The organism is Kineococcus siccus, from assembly GCF_009906795.1.
GTDB classification, from domain to species: domain Bacteria; phylum Actinomycetota; class Actinomycetes; order Actinomycetales; family Kineococcaceae; genus Kineococcus; species Kineococcus siccus.
On sequence record NZ_JAAALN010000082.1, the window covers coordinates 1 to 16,826 of the forward strand.

Genomic DNA, 16,826 nt, shown 5'->3' on the forward strand with positions numbered 1-16,826 from the left:
GGGTGCGGTGGGCCGACGTGTCGGCGACCGCGACCCCCGCGCTCGCCGGGATGGCCGCCGACGGGGCGATCGGCACGGTCGCCGTCCGCTCGGTGTTCACGGCCGCCTGCCCCGGCGACGGCTGGCTCGCGCTGTCCGCGGGTCGCCGCGCCACCGACTTCGCCGGCAGCTCCACCGAGCACGTCGACGCGGCCTGCGCGCCCGTCGCGCCCGTGCGCGACGGGGTGCAGCCGGACGCGGCCCGCTACACCGAGATCGCCACCGCCGGCACCTACGGCGCCACCCCGGGGCTGCTCGGGCGGGCGCTGGCCGACGGCGGGGTCCGCACGGCCGCGCTCGGGCGGGGCGCGGGCCTCGCGCTGGCGCTGCCGGACGGGCGGCTGGCGGGGACCTACGTCGCCGACAGCCCCGTCCTCGACCCGGCGGCCGGGGAGAGCTGGGACCCGGCGGCCCTGGGCGCGGCCGTCGCGGCGCAGCTCGCGGCCGGGGCGCAGGTGGTCGTCGTGGACGCGGGCGCCGTCCGGGACCCGGCCGACCTGCCGCGCGAGGAGGCCGCGCCGGCCGCGAGCCGGGCCGAGCAGGTCGCGCTCGTCGACGCGCGCGTGGCCGCGGTGCGCGCGGCCGTGGCGGCCGCGGGCGACGACCCGGCGCTCGTCGTCGCCTCGATCGCCGACGCGGGCCGCACCCCGCACCTGCAGTTCGCCGCCGCGACGGGCCCCGCCCCCGGCGGCGGCCGCTACGAGGGCCTGCTCGGCAGCCGCTCGACGCGGCAGACGGGCATCGTGCAGACGACGGACCTCGCGCCCACCGTGCTCGCCCTGGCGCTGGGCAGCGACACCGCGACCCCCGGCCTCGTGGGCTCACCCGTCACGGCCACCGACGCGGGCACGCCCGTCGCCGAGCGCGTCGAGAAGGTCCGCGACCTCGACCTGGCCGCGCAGGCGATCCAGCCGCTCGTCCCGCCGTTCGTCGTCGTCTGGGTGCTGTCGCAGATCGTCCTCTTCGCCGTCGCGACGATCGCGCTGCGGCGCTCCTGGGGCGGGCCGCGCGTGCGCCCGCGCGTGCTCGCGTGGCTGCGGCGGCTCGCCATCGTCTTCGGCGCGGTCCCCGCCTCGACCTACCTGGCCAACACCGTCCCCTGGTGGCGGGCCGGCACGGCCGAGGGCTCGCACCTGCTGGCGGTGACCGGGGCCGTGGCGCTGTTCGTCGTCCTGCTGAGCGCGCTGGCGCTGCTCGGGCCGTGGCGGCGGCACCCGCTGGGCCCGGTCGGCTTCGTCGGCGCGGCCACCGCGCTGGTGCTCGCGGTCGACGTCGCCACGGGCTCCCGGCTCGTGACGTCCAGCCTCATCGGACTGCAGCCCGTCGTGGCGGGCCGCTTCTACGGGCTCGGCAACCCCCAGTTCGCGCTGTTCGCGGTCGGCACCCTCCTCCTCACGGTGGCCGTCGCCGACCGCCTGCTCGCGACGGGCCACCGCCGCCTCGCGGTCGCGGCCGTCATCGTCCTGGGGCTGACCGCCACCGTCGTGGACGGCGTGCTGGGCAGCGACTTCGGCGGCCCGCCCGCGATCATCCCGGCGTTCGGGCTGCTGGCCCTGCTCGTCGCGGGGGTGCGCGTGACGTGGCGGCGCGTCCTGCTGATCGGGGCCGGGACGCTGCTGGCGATCTCGCTGATCGCCGTGGCCGACTGGCTGCGCCCGACCGACGACCAGACCCACCTCGGGCGCTTCGTCACCACGCTGCTGGACGGCGGCGCGTGGCAGGTCGTGGAGCGCAAGGCGGCGCAGAACCTGCGGATCCTCGTCGGGTCGTGGTTCACGGTGGTGCTGCCGTTCGCGGCCGCGTTCATCGCCTTCGTGCTCATGCGCCCGTCCGCGCTGGGCGTTTCGGCGCTGCAGACGACGTACGACCGGCACCCCGTCGTGAAGTCGGGGGCGGTCGCGCTGCTGGTCCTGCTCGGCATCGGCTTCGCCGTCAACGACTCCGGCACCGCCGTCCCCGCGGCGGGCGCCATGCTCGCGGTGCCGCTGCTGCTGGCGGCCTGCACGCGCGTGCTGGAGACCGCGGAGGGGACCCCGCGCGGCGGGGCCCCGGCGCCCGCGGGCGACGTCCACGCCGGCCCCGCGCCGGTCGACGGGACCCGCTGACGCGGGGCCCGCCGGGGCCGCGCTACTCTTGTCGAGAATCGTTCCCATCGTCAGGAGAGCTTCCATGCCCCGCGTCGCGCCCCTCCGCTCCCGCACCTCCGCCGTCGCGCTGGCCGGCGGCGTCGCGACCGCGCTGCTGCTCACCGGCTGCGGCGGGGACTCCACGACCGCGACGGAGGCGGGCGCGACGCCGAGCGGCACGGACGGGCTGAGCATCGTGGCCTCGACCGACGTCTACGGCAGCATCGCGACGGCCGTCGCGGGCGACGCCGCCACCGTCACCTCGATCATCACCGACCCCTCGGCGGACCCGCACTCCTACGAGGCGAACACCCGGACCCAGCTCGAGCTCTCCCGCGCCGACGTCGTCGTCGAGAACGGCGGCGGGTACGACGACTTCGTGGACACCATGCTGAAGGCGGCCGACAACCCCGACGTGAGGGTGGTCAACGCCGTCGACGTCTCCGGCAAGGCCGCCGGCGCGGGCGAGGAGCTGAACGAGCACGTCTGGTACGACGTCCCGAGCGTGCGCAAGGTCGCCGACGCCGTCGAGGCCGCCCTGACGCAGGCCGCCCCCGACGACGCGGCCACCTTCAAGGCCAACGCCGACGCCTTCGACGCGCAGCTGGCCACCCTCGAGCAGACGATCACCGCCGACGCCGCCGCGACGCGGGGCGCGCCCGTCGCCATCACCGAACCCGTCCCCGGCTACCTGCTCGACGCCCTCGGTGCGGTGGAGAAGACCCCCGAGGCCTTCTCCGAGGCCATCGAGGAGGACACCGACGTCCCGGTCGACGTGCTGCAGGAGACACTGGCCCTGTTCACCGACCGGCAGGTGCGCGCGCTCGTGTACAACGAGCAGACCACCGGCCCGCAGACGGAGCAGGTGCTGGCCGCGGCCCGCGCGGCGGGCATCGCCGTGGTGCCCGTCACCGAGACGCTCCCCGAGGGCAAGGACTACACGACGTGGATGACCGAGAACGTCGAGGCGGTCGCGGCGGCCCTGCGGCCGTGACCGGCCGGTGAGCGCGCACCCCCGGGGGCGCGACCCCCGGCCGCCCGGGGCCCCCGCGCTGCGCCTGCGCGACGCGGGGCTGGCCTTCGGCGAGCGCCGGCTGTGGACGGGGCTCGACCTCGACGTCGCGCCCGGGGAGTTCGTCGCCGTCCTCGGCGCCAACGGCGCGGGCAAGACGAGCCTGCTGAAGGTCGTCCTCGGGCAGCGCCCGCTGTCCGCCGGGACCATCGAGGTCGCCGGGCGGCCCGTGCGCCGCGGCGGGCGCGACATCGGCTACGTCCCGCAGCAGCGCGGCCTCGAGGCGACGACGCCGCTGCGCGCCCGCGACTTCGTGCGCCTCGGCCTCGACGGCCACCGGTGGGGACCGCTGCTGCCCAGCCGGCGCGCGGACGCGGCCGTCGACCGCGTGCTCGCCGCCGTGGGCGCCACCTCCTACGCCGACGCCCCGGTCGGCCGGCTCTCCGGCGGCGAGCAGCAGCGGCTGCGGGTCGCGCAGGGCATCGTGGGCGACCCGGCCCTGCTGCTGTGCGACGAGCCCCTGCTGTCGCTGGACCTGCACCACGCGCAGGCCGTCAGCCGGCTGGTCGACCGCTGCCGGCACGACTCGGGCGCCGCCGTGCTCTTCGTGACCCACGACATCAACCCCGTGCTCCCCTACGTCGACCGCGTCCTGTACCTGGCCGCGGGGCGCTTCCGCATCGGCCCGCCCGCGGAGGTCATGACGTCGACGACCCTGTCGGAGCTGTACGGCAGCCCCGTCGAGGTCGTCGAGTCCGGTGGGCGGCTCCTCGTCGTCGGCGGCGCCGCCCCCAGCCCCCACCCGCACGAGGAGGTCTCGTCGTGACGACGGGCATCGGCTGGAACGACGTCTTCGACTTCCGCGACTACGGCGCGCTGCTCGACCTCGTGCACAACTCGCTGTACGCCGGGGCGCTGCTGGGCCTCGTCGGGGGGCTCGTCGGGGTGTTCGTCGTCGCGCGGGACCTGCCGTTCGCCGTGCACGGCATCAGCGAGCTGAGCTTCGCGGGCGCCGCGGCCGCGCTGCTGCTCGGCGTCAACGTCGTCCTCGGCTCCCTCGTCGGGTCCGTCCTCGCGGCCGTGCTCTTCGGCGTCCTCGGCGTCCGGGCGAAGGAGCACAACTCCGCGATCGGCGTCCTCATGCCGTTCGGGCTGGGGCTGGGCGTGCTGTTCCTCGCGCTGTACCAGGGCCGGTCGGCGAACAAGTTCGGCCTGCTGACGGGGCAGATCGTCGCGGTGGACGACCCGCAGCTGCTGTCCCTGGCCATCATCGCGACCGTCGTGGTCGCGGCCCTCGCGGTCGTGTGGCGGCCGCTGCTGTTCGCGAGCCTCGACCCGGAACTGGCTGCGGCGCGCGGCGTCCCGGTGCGCGTCCTGTCGCCCGTGTTCATGCTCGTGCTGGGGCTGGCCGTGGCGATGAGCGTGCAGATCGTCGGGGCGCTGCTGGTGCTGGCCCTGCTCGTGACGCCCGCGGCCGCGGCCGTGCGGGTCAGCGCGTCGCCGTTCCTCGTGCCCGTCCTGAGCGTCGCGTTCGCGGTCACCGCGGTCGTCGGCGGGACGCTGCTGGCGCTGGGCTCGAGCATCCCCATCAGCCCGTACGTCACGACGGTGTCGTTCACGACCTACCTGGTGTGCCGCCTGGTGGGCCGGGTGCGGCGCCCCGCCGCGCGCCCCGCGACGGCCGTGCCCGACGCCGTCGCGCCGCGGCGCTGACCCGCGCGGACGGGTCAGCTCGTCGCGTAGCCCCGCTGCCCGTCGACGACGTGCAGGAGCTCCTCACCGGCGGCGAAGCGCGCCAGCTGCTCCAGGAGCAGCGCCTGCAGGCGCTGCAGGAAGTCCTCCGAGTCGCCCGCCAGGTGCGGCGAGACGATCGCGCGCGGCTCGGACCACCAGGGGCTGTCCGCCGGCAGCGGCTCGACCGTGAACACGTCGAGGGCGACGCCGGACAGGCGACCGCGCTTGACCGCCGCCAGCAGCGCCGCCTCGTCGACCACGTGGCCGCGGCCCACGTTGACGAACACGGCCGACGCCTTCATCGCGGCGATCACCTCGGCGCTCACGAGGCCCTCGGTGGCCACCGTCAGCGGCGCCGTGACGACGACGACGTCGTACTCGCCGACGATCGAGGCCAGCTCGGCCGGGGCGTGCAGGGCGCCGAACGGCTCGGCGGCCTCGCGGGGCTCGCGCACGACGCCGTCGACGGCGACGCCGAGGGCGTGCAGCAGGCGCCCGGTCGCCGTCCCGATCGAGCCGGCGCCGACGACGAGGCCGCGCGTGCCGGCGAGGCTGCGCGTGCGGCGGTGCCGCCACCGCGACGCGCCCTGCAGCCGGACGGTCGCGGGCACGTCCTTGAGGAGGGCCAGCACGCACGCCACGACGTACTCGGCCACGTCGACGTCCAGGACGCCGCGCGAGCACGTGAGGACCGCGGGGTGGGTCACGAGAGCCTCGAAGACGAGGCGGTCGGGGCCCGCGCTGGTCGTGTGCACCCAGCGCAGGCGCGGCAGCCCGCCCGTGGCGGCCAGGGCCTCGGTGAACGCCGCCTCGAACCCCGGCACGACGCAGTTCCACACCACGACGGCGTCGGCCTCGGCGAGCGCCGCGGCCAGGCCCTGGCTCGCCGGGTGGAGCCGGCGCAGCAGCGCCCGCGACTCCAGGGCGTCCAGCTCGGGGTCGGCGGCGTCGGCGATCACGAGGAGGTCGGGGCGCTCGGTCATGCCCCGAGCATGACGGGTCGCGGGCCCGCCCCGCGCGCACCGGCCCCCGGACGGGCGCACACCCCGCCGCGCTGTGACCGTCAGTGCTGGGACAGCCACCCGTAGGGAGCGGCGAGCTCGTCGGCGGCCGCGGGCCCCCACGACCCGGCGTCGTAGGGGTGCAGCTCGGGCCGGTGCTCGAGCAGCGGCGTCACCACGCGCCACGCGTCGCGCAGGCCGGCCGCGGTCGTGAACAGGGCCCGGTCGCCGACCAGGACGTCGCGCAGCAGCGTCGCGTAGGCGGGCAGCGGCTCGGCGTCCGGCAGGTCGTCGAGCTCGAGGTAGAGGCGCCCGCTGACGAGGTCGTCGGAGACCCCGGGGCGCCGCGCCGTCACCTGGCTCCACACCGTCCCGTTGCCGCTGAGCGTGAAGGTGATCGTCTCGGGCTCGCGGACCTCGTGCTGCCGCGCGGCCGGCGGGCGCAGCACGAGGGTGACGTGCTGGTGGCTCTCGGCCAGCTGCTTGCCCGTGCGCAGGACGAAGGGGACGCCGCGCCAGCGGTCGGTGTCCACCCAGATCCGCGCCGCGACGTAGGTGTCGGTCGTCGAGGCGTCGTCGACGTCGTCGAGCTCGCGGTACCCGGCGCCCTGGCCGAGGACCACCTCGGCGGGGTCGACGGGGCGGAAGCAGGCCAGCACCGACTCGCGCGCCTCCTGCAGCGCCTCGGGCCCGGGGGCGGCCGGCGGTTCGAGGGCGACCTCGGCGGCGACCTGCAGCAGGTGGGTCACGAGCATGTCGAGGGTGGCGCCGGTGGCGTCGTAGAACTGCGCGCGCTCGTCGACGCCCAGGGTCTCGGGCACGTCGATCTGGACCTGGGCGACGTGCTCGGCGCTCCAGACCTGCTCGAGGAGGCGGTTGGCGAAGCGCAGCACGTGCAGCTGCTGGGTCGCCTCCTTGCCCAGGAAGTGGTCGATGCGGAACACCCGGTCCTCGGAGAACACCGACTGCACGAGCCGGTCCAGCTCCTCGAACGACTCCGGCGACGTGCCGTACGGCTTCTCGTAGACGACGCGGGCACCGTCGGCCAGGCCGTGCGCGGCGATGGCGCGCGTGTACGCCTCGAACGTCGACGGCGGCAGCGCGAGGTAGTGCACCAGCTGGACGTCGTCGCCGAGCTCGGCGCGCACGGCGGCGAGCACGTCGAGGAGCTCGCCGGGGTCGTCCTCGCTGAACCCCCCGCCCGCGAAGCGCAGCCCGGCGCCGACGGCGTCCTGGACCTCGTCGGAGACGTCCTTGCCGAACTCCTCCAGCCCCTCGCGCACGTGCCGGCGGTAGTCGTCGTCGCTCAGGCTGCGACGGCCGCTACCGACGAGGCGCCATTGCTCGGGCAGCAGACCCGCGGCGGCCAGCGCGGCGAAACCGGGCATGACGAGGCGCTTGGCGAGGTCGCCCGTGGCGCCGTAGAGGAGGAACGCGGTCGGCGGCGCAGCGTCCTGCCCGGACTCGGTCGGGCGGTCCGGGGCGGTGGGGGCGTCGCTCACGCGGTGAACGGTAGCCACCCCGGTCCGGGCCCGCCCGGGCAGCACCCGGTGGCGGACCCGTCGCCCCGGACGCTTGCCTGAGGACACTCTGTGCAGCACACTCCGCAGCACCCACTGCTCCGGACGGGTGACGCCCGGCCGGACACCCGCCCTCCAGCCCCGCCCCACCCCACTCCGCAGGAGGACGAATGCGCCGACGCATCCTCAGTTCCGCCGTGACCCTCAGCGTCGTGGCCGCGACGCTCGTGGTGACCCAGTCCGCCTCCTCGGCCGACTCGACCACCGCGGCCGACGCCACCGCGCACGACTACGTCGTGCTGTACGAACCCGGCACCGCCGAGACCGACGCCCGCGCCGCCATCCAGGCCGCCGGCGGGACCGTCGTCTCCAGCAACACCGAGGTCGGCTACGCCCTGGTGCGCTCGGCCGCCGCCGGTTTCGCGCAAGCCGCCGACGCCTCGCCCGCCCTCGTGGGTGCGGCGCGCAACCGCAGCATCGGCAAGGCGCCCGCGGAGGTCCGCGCCGACGCCGACGCGGTCGAGCGGCTCACCGAGGCCGAGCGCGCCGCGGCCGCCGCGGCCCCCCGCACGACGCTGGGGAAGGCCGCGAAGGGCACTGGCGACCCGCTGTCCCCGCTGCAGTGGGACATGGCCGCGATCCGCGCCACGCCGGCCGGGTCGTACGCGACCGAGAAGGGCTCGAAGAAGGTCACCGTCGGCATCATCGACACCGGTGTCGACGGCAGCCACCCCGACATCGCCCCGAACTTCGACGCCGCGGCCAGCCGGAACTTCACCACGGACATGCCCGACATCGACGGCGTGTGCGAGGTCGCGAGCTGCGTCGACCCGGCCGACGTCGACGACGACGGGCACGGCACGCACGTCGCCAGCACCATCGGCTCGCCGCTGAACGGGATCGGCGTCGCGGGCGTCGCACCCGAGGTGCACCTCGTGAACATCCGCGCGGGGCAGGACAGCGGCTACTTCTTCCTGCAGCCCACGCTGGACGCGCTGACGTACGCGGGCGACGCGGGCGTCGACGTCGTGAACATGAGCTTCTACGTCGACCCGTGGCTGTTCAACTGCACCGCGAACCCGGCGGACTCCCCCGCCGAGCAGCAGGAGCAGCGCATCGTCGTCGAGGCCACGCAGCGGGCGCTGGACTACGCGCGCAGCAAGGGCGTCCTGCCGGTGTCGGCCTCCGGCAACGAGGCGACCGACCTGGGCGTCCCGGGCGTCGACGCGAGCAGCCCCGACTACCCCGTGGACGCCGAGGGCGACCCGATCGCGGCGCGCGAGCGCACCATCGACAACTCGACCTGCCTGAGCGTGCCGGCCGAGAGCGACGGCGTCGTGACCGTGAACTCCACGGGCCCCTCGGGCCGCAAGGCGTACTACTCCAACTACGGCACCGAGCAGTCGGACGTGTCCGCGCCCGGCGGCGACGCCTACGACACGGCCAACGGCCGCCTCGACCCGAAGGCCCTCGTGCTCGCGGCCTACCCGCAGCACCTCGCCGTCGCCAACGGCGACGTCGACGCGGCGGGCGTCCCGACGAACCCCATGGTCGTGCGCGACTGCGACGGGGACGTCTGCGGCTACTACCAGTACCTTCAGGGCACCTCGATGGCCGCGCCGCACGCGGCCGGCGTCGCGGCGCTCATCGTCAGCCGGTACGGGACCAAGGACCCGGCGCACCCCGGGACGCTGACGCTGGCCCCGTCGGTCACCGAGCAGGTGCTGCTCGGCACCGCCACCGACGTGCCGTGCCCGGTGCCCGCGCAGTTCACCTACCGGCGCGTCTCCGCGACCGCGGGCGTCGTCACCAGCACGGCCACGTGCGCCGGGCCGGCGGACGACAACGGGTTCTACGGCCAGGGCGTGGTGGACGCGCTCAGCGCCGTGTCCTGACTCCTCACCCCCGCGCACGAGAGGCGGCGTCCCGGCCTCGCCGGGGCGTCGCCTCTCGCGGTGTCCGGCGGGGGCGCGGTCCAGTCGCGCGTCACGCGCGGGGGCGCTGCGCCCCGCGCACGGCGGGGCGCCGGTGCCGCAGCCCGGCCGCGCAGACGAGGACGGGGACCGCGCACGCCGCGGCGGCCCGGGGGTGGCCGCCGCTGCCGTCGAAGAACGACGGCACGAGCACCAGCAGCACCGACCCCGAGACGACCAGCCCGGCCAGGGCGGCGATGAACGACCACGTCTGCCTGCGCGTCGGGTTCCCCACGGCCCAGGACCCTACGCCTGCCGCCGGCCGCCCGCTGGGGCCGCGACGCCCGGCTAGGGTCGGGCGCATGGGTGAGGTGTTCGCGGCGATCGACGACGACCTGCGGCGCTGGATCGAGGCGCAGCCGCTGTGGTTCACGGCCACCGCGCCGCTCGACGCCGGGGGCCGCGTGAACGTCTCGCCCCGCGGCGGGGACTCGTTCTCCGTCCTGGGCCCGCACCGCGTGGGGTGGGTCGACTTCACCGGCAGCGGAGTCGAGACGATCGCGCACCTGCAGGAGAACGGGCGCGCGTGCGTCATGTTCGCGTCGTTCGACCGGGAGCCGCGGATCGTGCGCCTGCACGGGCGGGGCCGGGTGCACCGGCCCGGTACCGCGGGGTTCGGCGAGGTCGTCGCGCTGCACCCGCCGAACCCCAGCACCCGCGCCGTGATCACCGTGGACGTGGACCGCGTCAGCGACGCGTGCGGGTGGGGCGTCCCGGTCATGGACGTCGTGACGGGCGAGCGGGACCTCATCCGCAGCAACGCCGCGGCGGCCGGCCCGGCGGGTATGGCCGGGTACCGCGAGCGCGAGAACACCAGCAGCATCGACGGCCTCGCCGGCCTCTGAGCCCCGGCGACGGGCTCGCCGCGGCCGCGCGACCGTTCCGGTGGCGGCCGGCGCGCTCCGTCAGGCGGCGCGGACGGCGGGCGCGACGTCGCCGCCCAGCAGCCCGATGGCGTGCAGCATCGCGTCGTGCGCGATGCCGGGGTTCGTCATCTGCACGGTGAGGCGCGCGAGACCCCCGAGGTCCGCGGAGACGGAGCGGACCTTCTCGGCCACGGTCCGCGGGCTGCCGATGAACAGGGCGCTGGCCGGCCCGAGGCTCGCGTCGAACCGGGCGCGCGTCACGGGCGGGAAACCCCGCTCGGCCGCGATGCCCCCGAACATGCGCTCGTAGCCGGGGTAGAACAGGTCCGCGGCCTCGCTGTCGGTGTCCGCGACGAAACCCGGCACGTGGATGGACACGCGCAGCTCCTCCGGCGCGTGCCCGGCCTCCGCCCCCGCCCGCCGATAGAGGTCGACGAGCGGGCGGAACCGCCGCGGTTCCCCGCCGATGATGGCCACCATGAGGGGCAGCCCGAGCAGCCCGGCCCGCACGAACGACTCGGGGCTGCCGCCGACGCCGACCCAGATCGGCAGCTGCTCCTGCACCGGGCGGGGGTAGACGCCCTGACCCGTGAGGGCAGGCCGGTGCCGGCCGGACCAGTGCACGGTGGACGACGCGCGGATGCGCAGCAGCAGGTCGAGCTTCTCCTCGAACAGCGAGTCGTAGTCGGTGAGCTCCAGCCCGAACAGCGGGAAGGCCTCGGTGAAGGAACCCCGGCCGACGACGAGCTCGGCGCGGCCCTGCGAGACGAGGTCCAGCGTGGCGAACTCCTGGAACAGCCGGACCGGGTCGTTGGCGCTGAGGACCGACACCGCGCTGTTCAGGCGGATCCGCCGCGTGCGCGCCGCGGCCGCCGCGAGCAGGACCGGCGGCGCGGAGTCGTAGTACTCGGGACGGTGGTGCTCGCCGATGCCGAACGTGTCCAGCCCCGCCTCGTCGGCCGCGACGACCTCCTCGAGCAGCCGGGCCACGCGCTCGGCGGGCGTCGAGGCCCGGCCCGTGCCCGGGTCCGTCACGGAGGAGACGAAGCTGTCGATGCCGATCTGCACGGTGGGGCTCCTCGGTCGCAGCACCCCCGCGGGCGCCGGCGGGACCGGGCCGCCCGGAGCGGGCGGCCAGGTCGTTTCGCTTTCAAGCATCCGGGCGCCGGGCCGCCCGTGTCAAGGCGGCCCGGGTCCCCCGACCGCGGCGCCCGCGGGACGAGGGCTCAGCGGTGCTCGCGGAACTCGACGTGCGCGCGCAGCACCGGGTCGTACTTGCGCACGACGAGGCGGTCCGGGTCGTTGCGGCGGTTCTTGCGGGTCACGTAGGTGTACCCGCTCCCGCCCGTGGACCTCAGCTGCACGACCGGTCGGACGACGGCGGCCCTGGCCATGGGGTGTCCCCTCTCGCTGTCCGCGCCGGCGTGGGCACCGGCGCGGGGTGGTGCCGCGTGGTGTCCCGCGGCACCCTCTGCAACACTGCCGACAACGATCACCATTCCCGACTCGTCGTCCACGGCACCCGCCGCACAGCTCGCCGTGGTGTCATGGACGACTCACCGCCCGAGCCCTCCGGAGGACCCCGTGTTCGCCCTCGCCGCCCCCCTCGGCCGTCTCGTCGTCACCGCCGCCGCCTCGGCCGGCCTCGTCAAGGCCGTCAGCGACGGCCGCGGTGCCGCCGCGCTGCGCCGGGTCGCCGTGAGCGGCACCAAGGCCGGCATCCGGGCCTCGCGCGCCGCCGAGGCGCAGGTCGAGCGCAGCCGCCTCGGCGCGGGCGACATCGTCGCCCAGGCCTACGAGGAGCTCGGCGAGCGCGCGCCCGTCCGCGACGTCGCGGCCGGCGGCCACGACCACCAGCACTGAGCGGGTGCCCACGCCGACGCCACCCGTCGTGGTGCCACCCGTCGTGGTGCCACCGGTCGTGACGCCGCCGGTCGTGACGCTGCCCGACCTCGAGGTCGTCGCCGACGCCGGGGGCCGGCTCCGGCTGCGGGCCGCCTGGCTGGTGCGCAGCCCCGCGCGCGCCGTCGCGGCCGAGGACGCCCTCGAGCGGCTGCCGGGCGTGCACCAGGTCCGCGTGCACCCCGTGACCGGGGGCGTCGTCGTGCACTACGACCCCGACCGGGTGCGCACCGAGGTCCTGTGGGCGGCGGTCGCCTCGGTCGCCGCCGTGCCGGCCGACGCCGTCGCGGAGCGCGAACCGCGGGCCGCCGACGCCCGCAACGCCGAGATCGCCCGCATCGCCGTGGGCGGCGCGGCGCTGGCCGCGCTCGGGGTGCGCCGCTACGCCCTCGGGCGCCCGCCGCTGCTCGGGCCGACCTCCCGGCTCGTGGCGACCGCCGTCACGATCTTCTCGGGGTACCCGTTCCTCAAGGGCGCGGTGGGCGCCCTCGCGGGGCGCCGCGGCGCCGGCACCGACGCCCTCGTCAGCGCCGCGACCGTGGCCAGCCTGCTGCTGCGGGAGAACGTCGTCGCCCTCACCGTGCTGTGGCTGCTGAACATCGGCGAGTACCTGCAGGACCTGACGCTGCGCCGCACGCGCCGCGCGATCGCGGACCTGCTGAGCGGCTCGGAGACGACGGCCTGGGTGCGGCGGACCGCGCGCGACGGCAGCGTCGTCGAGGCGCAGGTGGACCTCGCCGAGCTGCGCGTGGGCGACCTCGTCGTCGTCTTCGACCAGGCGACGCTGCCCGTGGACGGCGAGGTCGTCGAGGGCGAGGGCGTCGTGGACCAGGCGGCGCTGACGGGCGAGAACCTCCCCGTGCAGCGCGCCGTGGGCGACCCGGTGCTCGCCGGCAGCGTGAACCTGCGCGGCCGGCTCGTCGTGCGGGCCACCGCGACGGGCGGCGACACCGCGGTGGGCCGGATCATCGCCCGCGTCGAGCACGCGCAGGCCGACCGCGCGCCCGTGCAGACCGTGGGGGACGCGTTCAGCCGGCGGTTCGTGCCCGCGTCCTTCGGCCTGTCGCTGCTCACGCTCGTCCTCACGCGCGACGTGCGCCGGGCCATGACGATGCTGCTCATCGCGTGCCCGTGCGCCGTGGGGCTCGCCACCCCCACCGCGATCAGCGCGGCCATCGGCAACGGCGCCCGGCGCGGCATCCTCGTCAAGGGCGGCTCGCACCTCGAGGCCGCGGGGCGCGTCGACGCGTTCGTGTTCGACAAGACGGGCACCCTGACCGTCGGGCGGCCCGTCGTGACGAACGTGCTGTCCTTCCGCGACGACTGGACGCCCGAGCAGGTCCTGTCCGAGGCCGCGAACTCCGAGGTGCACTCCCGGCACCCGCTGGCGCAGGCCGTCATCCGCTCCACCGAGGAGCGCCACCTGCTCATCCCCACCCACGAGGAGTGCGAGGTCCTGCTCGGCATGGGGATGCGCGTCCTCGCGAGCGGGCGCGTCCTGCTCGTGGGCAGCCCCGGCCTCATGGAGCGCGAAGGCGTGGCGGTCGGCGAGCACGCGCGGGACTGGGTGTCCCGGCTGGAGCGGGCGGCCGAGACGCCGCTCCTGCTCGCGGTCGACGGGGTCCTCACGGGCCTCGTCAGCCTGCGCGACGAGGTCCGCCCCGAGGCCCGCGAGGTCCTGGACACGCTGCGCCGCACCGGCGTCCGGCGGATCGTCATGCTGACGGGCGACAACGCCGAGACCGCCGCGGCCGTCGCGGCGGAGCTCGGCATCACGGAGTTCCGGGCCCACGTCATGCCCGAGGACAAGCAGGACGTCGTGCGCCGGCTCAAGGAGGACGGGTTCACGGTGGCCGTCGTGGGCGACGGCACGAACGACGCCCCCGCCCTCGCGCTGGCCGACCTCGGCGTCGCGATGGGGCTGTCGGGCACGGACGTGGCGGTCGAGACCGCGGACGTCGCGCTCGTCGGCGACGACCTGCGCCGCCTGCTGCACCTGCGCGACCTCGGCGACCGCACGCTGCGGCTGGTGCGCCAGAACTACGGCGCCTCGATCGCGGTCAACGGCGTCGGGCTGGCCCTGGGCGCGGGCGGGGCGCTGTCCCCCGTCCTCGCGGCGATCGCCCACAACGCCTCCTCGGTGTTCGTGGCCGTGAACTCCGCGCGGCTCATCCGGTACCAGCTGCCCGCCCGCCGGTGACGCCGCCGGGCGACGGCCACGCGCACGGGGGCCCGCCCCCGGTCGTGGAGACCACGCGGGCGCTGCGGCGCGGGCTGGCCGTCGTGGTCGCGGCCGTGCTGGTGGCCGCGGTCGTCGGCATCGCGCTCACCTGGCCGCGGGGGCCGGGCCCCGCCACGGCGGCGACGTCGGTCGCGGGCGCCCAGACCGTGCGCGGCGACGTCACGGCGACGCGGATGCTCGAGTGCCGCGGCGAGCTCGCCGAGGACCGGCTGCCCGACGGCACGCTGCCCGACACCGTCGAGTGCCCGCAGGCCACGGTCGCGCTGGCCGGTGCGGGCGGGCCGGCGGAGGTGACCGTGTCGGTCCCACCGGCCGTCTACCGCGGCGGGCTGGCGGCGGGCGACGCCGTCACCCTGACCCGCTACCCCGCGGCCGACGGGCTGGCCGAGACCTACGTCTGGGTCGACTTCGACCGCCGCGTCCCGCTCGCGGTCGTCGTGGGGGCGTTCGTCCTCGTGACCGTCCTCGTCGGGCGCCGCCGCGGGGCGGCCGCGCTGGTGGGGCTGGGCATCGGCGGTGCGGCGGTGGGCTTCTACCTCCTGCCGGCGCTCGTGCGCCAGGAGGACCCGGTCGTGGTGTCGGTGTGCGCGGCGACGGCCGTGATGGGCGTCGTCCTGTACCTGACGCACGGGGTCTCGGTGCGCACGACCGCTGCGTACCTCGGGACGGTCGCGGGCCTGCTCGTCACGGCGGTGGTCGCGGTCCTCGCCGTCGACGCCAACCACCTGCGGGGCCTCGACGACGAGAGCTCCACGACCGTCACGATCCTCACGGGGTCCGTCGACCTGCGCGGCGTGGTCCTCGCCGGGACCCTCGTCGCCGCGCTCGGGATCCTCAACGACGTCACGATCACGCAGGCGTCGGCGGTCTGGGAGGTGCGCGCCGCCGACCCGGGCGCGGGGTTCCGGGCGCTGTTCGCGAGCGGCATGCGCGTCGGCCGCGACCACCTCGCCTCGACCGTCTACACCGTCGCGTTCGCCTACGCGGGCGCGGCGCTGCCCACGCTGCTGCTGCTGCACCTGTACGCGCAGCCCGTGGGCGACGTCCTCGCGACGTCGGCGATCGCGGGGGAGGTGGTCCGCACGGCCGTGGGCGGCATCAGCCTCGCCGTGACCGTGCCCGTGACCACGGCGTTCGCGGCCGCCGCCATCGGCGCCCGGACGGCGCGCGCTCGCTGACGCACCGCCCCGCGCCCGCTCACTCGCCCGCGGGGACGCCGTGGCCCGCGGGGACCTCGCCGAGCCAGGGCTCGAGGCCGTCCCCGGCGCCGCCGGCGGCGCGCTCGCGCAGGGCCGCCTCCTCGGCCGGCGTGGCCAGGACGTCGCCGAACGCGGCCCGCAGCCGGTCGCGGTCGCCGAGCTGCGTGCCCGTCACCACCAGGTGCGTGCGCGGGGTGTCCAGACCCCAGCCGCCGAGCCCGCCGATGCTGAGCCGGCCCCCGGCGCCGTCCCACGCGCACAGGGTGCCGGGCCGCGACGGCAGCCAGAAGGAGCCGCGCGCCCGCAGCCGCCCGGCGCCCAGGTCCTCGATGCGCTCCAGGAGCCGGCCGGGGTGGAACGCGCGCGGCGAGCTGAGCTCCAGCGTCCACACCCCGCACCCGTCCGGCACGCCGTGGTGCCGCGCGCGGCGCAGGTCGGCGCGCGAGCCCGCGGCCGGGCGGCGGGGCGCGAGCACGGCCGCACCGCCGATCTCCGCGACCGTGCTCGTCGCGATCGCGGGACCGCACAGGTGCTGCAGCAGCGCCGAGGCGCGCGGGTGCAGGTCCGCGTCGGCCAGCACGAGGTCCGCCTCGTCCAGCTGGTGGGCGAGCACCTCGCCGACCGCGCGGTCGTCGCCCTCGAGGTCCGGCAGCCCGAGCTCGGACAGCAGCGCGTCGCCCAGCACGTCGTCGACGAGGCTCGCCCCGGCGACCGCGGCGACCACGCCGGCGAGGCGCACGACACCGGCCACCTGGTCGTCGGCGCCGAGCGCGTGGACCACGGGCGCCGGCTCGGCCGCCACGGGCAGGGCCAGCACGACGGCGTCGGCGCGCCCGCTCGCGGCCAGCGCGGCGAGCAGCGGCAGCACGTCCTCGCGCTGCGCGCAGCCCAGGCAGGCGTGCTCGAGGGGCACGGTGACGTCCTCCAGGACGCCCGAGAGGTCGCTCACGACGCGGCGCAGGCTCTGCGGGCCGAGGTCGTAGCGGGCCACGACCACGCGGGGGACGTCCCACAGCGCCGCCGCGGTGGCCAGGTCCCGCAGGACCGGGTCGACGGACGTGACGACGGTGACGGGCAGCCGGGCGTCGGCGTCGGCGTCGGCGTCGGGGGGAGAGAGCGGCACGTCGACCTCCTGTTGGGAACGGTTCTCATCTACGGTGACGCTACCAGCCCGTTCCCGCTCCCCGGAGGACCCGTGCACCCGTCTCGTCC

At 76.4% G+C, this 16,826-nt stretch carries 15 protein-coding genes; 9 read left to right on the top strand and 6 right to left on the bottom strand.

What is annotated here, in order from left to right; genetic code table 11:
• The 4 genes from GTR02_RS10925 to GTR02_RS10940 form a co-directional block, all read left to right on the top strand.
• A partial coding sequence (locus GTR02_RS10925; protein ID WP_205709049.1) for a hypothetical protein occupies positions 1–2,144 on the top strand: 2,144 nt, incomplete at its 5' end.
• A gap of 64 nt (positions 2,145–2,208) precedes the next feature.
• Positions 2,209–3,159 (top strand): metal ABC transporter solute-binding protein, Zn/Mn family, encoded by a 951-nt coding sequence (locus GTR02_RS10930; RefSeq protein ID WP_166607524.1) that lies wholly within the window; start codon positions 2,209–2,211, stop codon positions 3,157–3,159.
• Positions 3,160–3,166: 7 nt separating this feature from the next.
• Positions 3,167–4,003 carry an ATP-binding cassette domain-containing protein gene (locus GTR02_RS10935; RefSeq protein ID WP_166607525.1) on the top strand — a complete coding sequence of 279 codons (837 nt, stop codon included), beginning with the start codon at positions 3,167–3,169 and terminating at the stop codon, positions 4,001–4,003.
• The gene (locus GTR02_RS10940) at positions 4,000–4,890 is read left to right on the top strand and encodes a metal ABC transporter permease (RefSeq protein ID WP_166607526.1); all 891 of its coding nucleotides are present in this window, start codon (positions 4,000–4,002) and stop codon (positions 4,888–4,890) included. The genes GTR02_RS10935 and GTR02_RS10940 overlap by 4 nt, the downstream gene beginning before the upstream one ends.
• 14 nt (positions 4,891–4,904) lie before the next feature.
• On the opposite strand, the gene GTR02_RS10945 is transcribed toward GTR02_RS10940, so the two are convergent.
• Together GTR02_RS10945 and GTR02_RS10950 are read right to left on the bottom strand one after the other, a co-directional pair.
• The gene (locus GTR02_RS10945) at positions 4,905–5,894 is read right to left on the bottom strand and encodes a D-2-hydroxyacid dehydrogenase (RefSeq protein WP_166607527.1); all 990 of its coding nucleotides are present in this window, start codon (positions 5,892–5,894) and stop codon (positions 4,905–4,907) included.
• An 80-nt stretch (positions 5,895–5,974) separates the two neighbouring features.
• Entirely contained in the window at positions 5,975–7,414 is a 1,440-nt protein-coding gene (locus GTR02_RS10950; RefSeq protein ID WP_338073738.1) for a glucose-6-phosphate dehydrogenase, read from the bottom strand.
• Positions 7,415–7,602: 188 nt separating this feature from the next.
• On the opposite strand from GTR02_RS10950, the gene GTR02_RS10955 reads away from it, so the two are divergent.
• On the top strand, positions 7,603–9,327 hold the full coding sequence (locus tag GTR02_RS10955) for a S8 family serine peptidase (protein ID WP_166607528.1): 1,725 nt from the start codon (positions 7,603–7,605) through the stop codon (positions 9,325–9,327).
• A gap of 91 nt (positions 9,328–9,418) precedes the next feature.
• Here the strand turns inward: GTR02_RS10955 and GTR02_RS10960 are convergent, their stop codons facing one another.
• Positions 9,419–9,640 carry a Coa1/Tim21 domain-containing protein gene (locus tag GTR02_RS10960; protein WP_166607529.1) on the bottom strand — a complete coding sequence of 74 codons (222 nt, stop codon included), beginning with the start codon at positions 9,638–9,640 and terminating at the stop codon, positions 9,419–9,421.
• A 67-nt stretch (positions 9,641–9,707) separates the two neighbouring features.
• Here GTR02_RS10960 and GTR02_RS10965 point away from each other — a divergent pair, with 67 nt between their 5' ends.
• The gene (locus tag GTR02_RS10965) at positions 9,708–10,250 is read left to right on the top strand and encodes a pyridoxamine 5'-phosphate oxidase family protein (protein WP_166607530.1); all 543 of its coding nucleotides are present in this window, start codon (positions 9,708–9,710) and stop codon (positions 10,248–10,250) included.
• Between the two features lie 60 nt (positions 10,251–10,310).
• Here GTR02_RS10965 and GTR02_RS10970 read toward each other — a convergent pair whose 3' ends face one another.
• Positions 10,311–11,339: an Atu2307/SP_0267 family LLM class monooxygenase gene (locus GTR02_RS10970; protein WP_166607531.1), complete on the bottom strand. Its 1,029-nt coding sequence runs from the start codon at positions 11,337–11,339 to the stop codon at positions 10,311–10,313.
• A 158-nt stretch (positions 11,340–11,497) separates the two neighbouring features.
• Entirely contained in the window at positions 11,498–11,665 is a 168-nt protein-coding gene (rpmG, locus tag GTR02_RS10975; protein ID WP_166607532.1) for a 50S ribosomal protein L33, read from the bottom strand.
• Between the two features lie 190 nt (positions 11,666–11,855).
• Here rpmG and GTR02_RS24395 point away from each other — a divergent pair, with 190 nt between their 5' ends.
• The 3 genes from GTR02_RS24395 to GTR02_RS10990 all read left to right on the top strand — a co-directional run bounded on the left by GTR02_RS24395 (position 11,856) and on the right by GTR02_RS10990 (position 15,593).
• Positions 11,856–12,134 carry a DUF1490 family protein gene (locus GTR02_RS24395; protein WP_166607533.1) on the top strand — a complete coding sequence of 93 codons (279 nt, stop codon included), beginning with the start codon at positions 11,856–11,858 and terminating at the stop codon, positions 12,132–12,134.
• A gap of 73 nt (positions 12,135–12,207) precedes the next feature.
• A complete protein-coding gene (locus tag GTR02_RS10985) occupies positions 12,208–14,373 on the top strand; it encodes a heavy metal translocating P-type ATPase (RefSeq protein WP_166607537.1) in 2,166 nt (721 codons plus the stop codon).
• Between the two features lie 44 nt (positions 14,374–14,417).
• Entirely contained in the window at positions 14,418–15,593 is a 1,176-nt protein-coding gene (locus GTR02_RS10990) for a YibE/F family protein (protein ID WP_166607534.1), read from the top strand.
• Between the two features lie 19 nt (positions 15,594–15,612).
• Here GTR02_RS10990 and GTR02_RS10995 read toward each other — a convergent pair whose 3' ends face one another.
• Entirely contained in the window at positions 15,613–16,737 is a 1,125-nt protein-coding gene (locus GTR02_RS10995; RefSeq protein WP_166607535.1) for a GTP-binding protein, read from the bottom strand.
• Between the last annotated feature and the right edge of the window lie 89 nt (positions 16,738–16,826).

Bases quoted from the DNA above. Each gene is read 5' to 3' on its own strand.
- rpmG (WP_166607532.1), bottom strand. From the start codon at position 11,665: ATGGCCAGGGCCGCCGTCGTCCGACCGGTCGTGCAGCTGAGGTCCACG.
- GTR02_RS10965 (WP_166607530.1), top strand. From the start codon at position 9,708: ATGGGTGAGGTGTTCGCGGCGATCGACGACGACCTGCGGCGCTGGATC.
- GTR02_RS10945 (WP_166607527.1), bottom strand. From the start codon at position 5,894: ATGACCGAGCGCCCCGACCTCCTCGTGATCGCCGACGCCGCCGACCCC.
- GTR02_RS10955 (WP_166607528.1), top strand. From the start codon at position 7,603: ATGCGCCGACGCATCCTCAGTTCCGCCGTGACCCTCAGCGTCGTGGCC.
- GTR02_RS10930 (WP_166607524.1), top strand. From the start codon at position 2,209: ATGCCCCGCGTCGCGCCCCTCCGCTCCCGCACCTCCGCCGTCGCGCTG.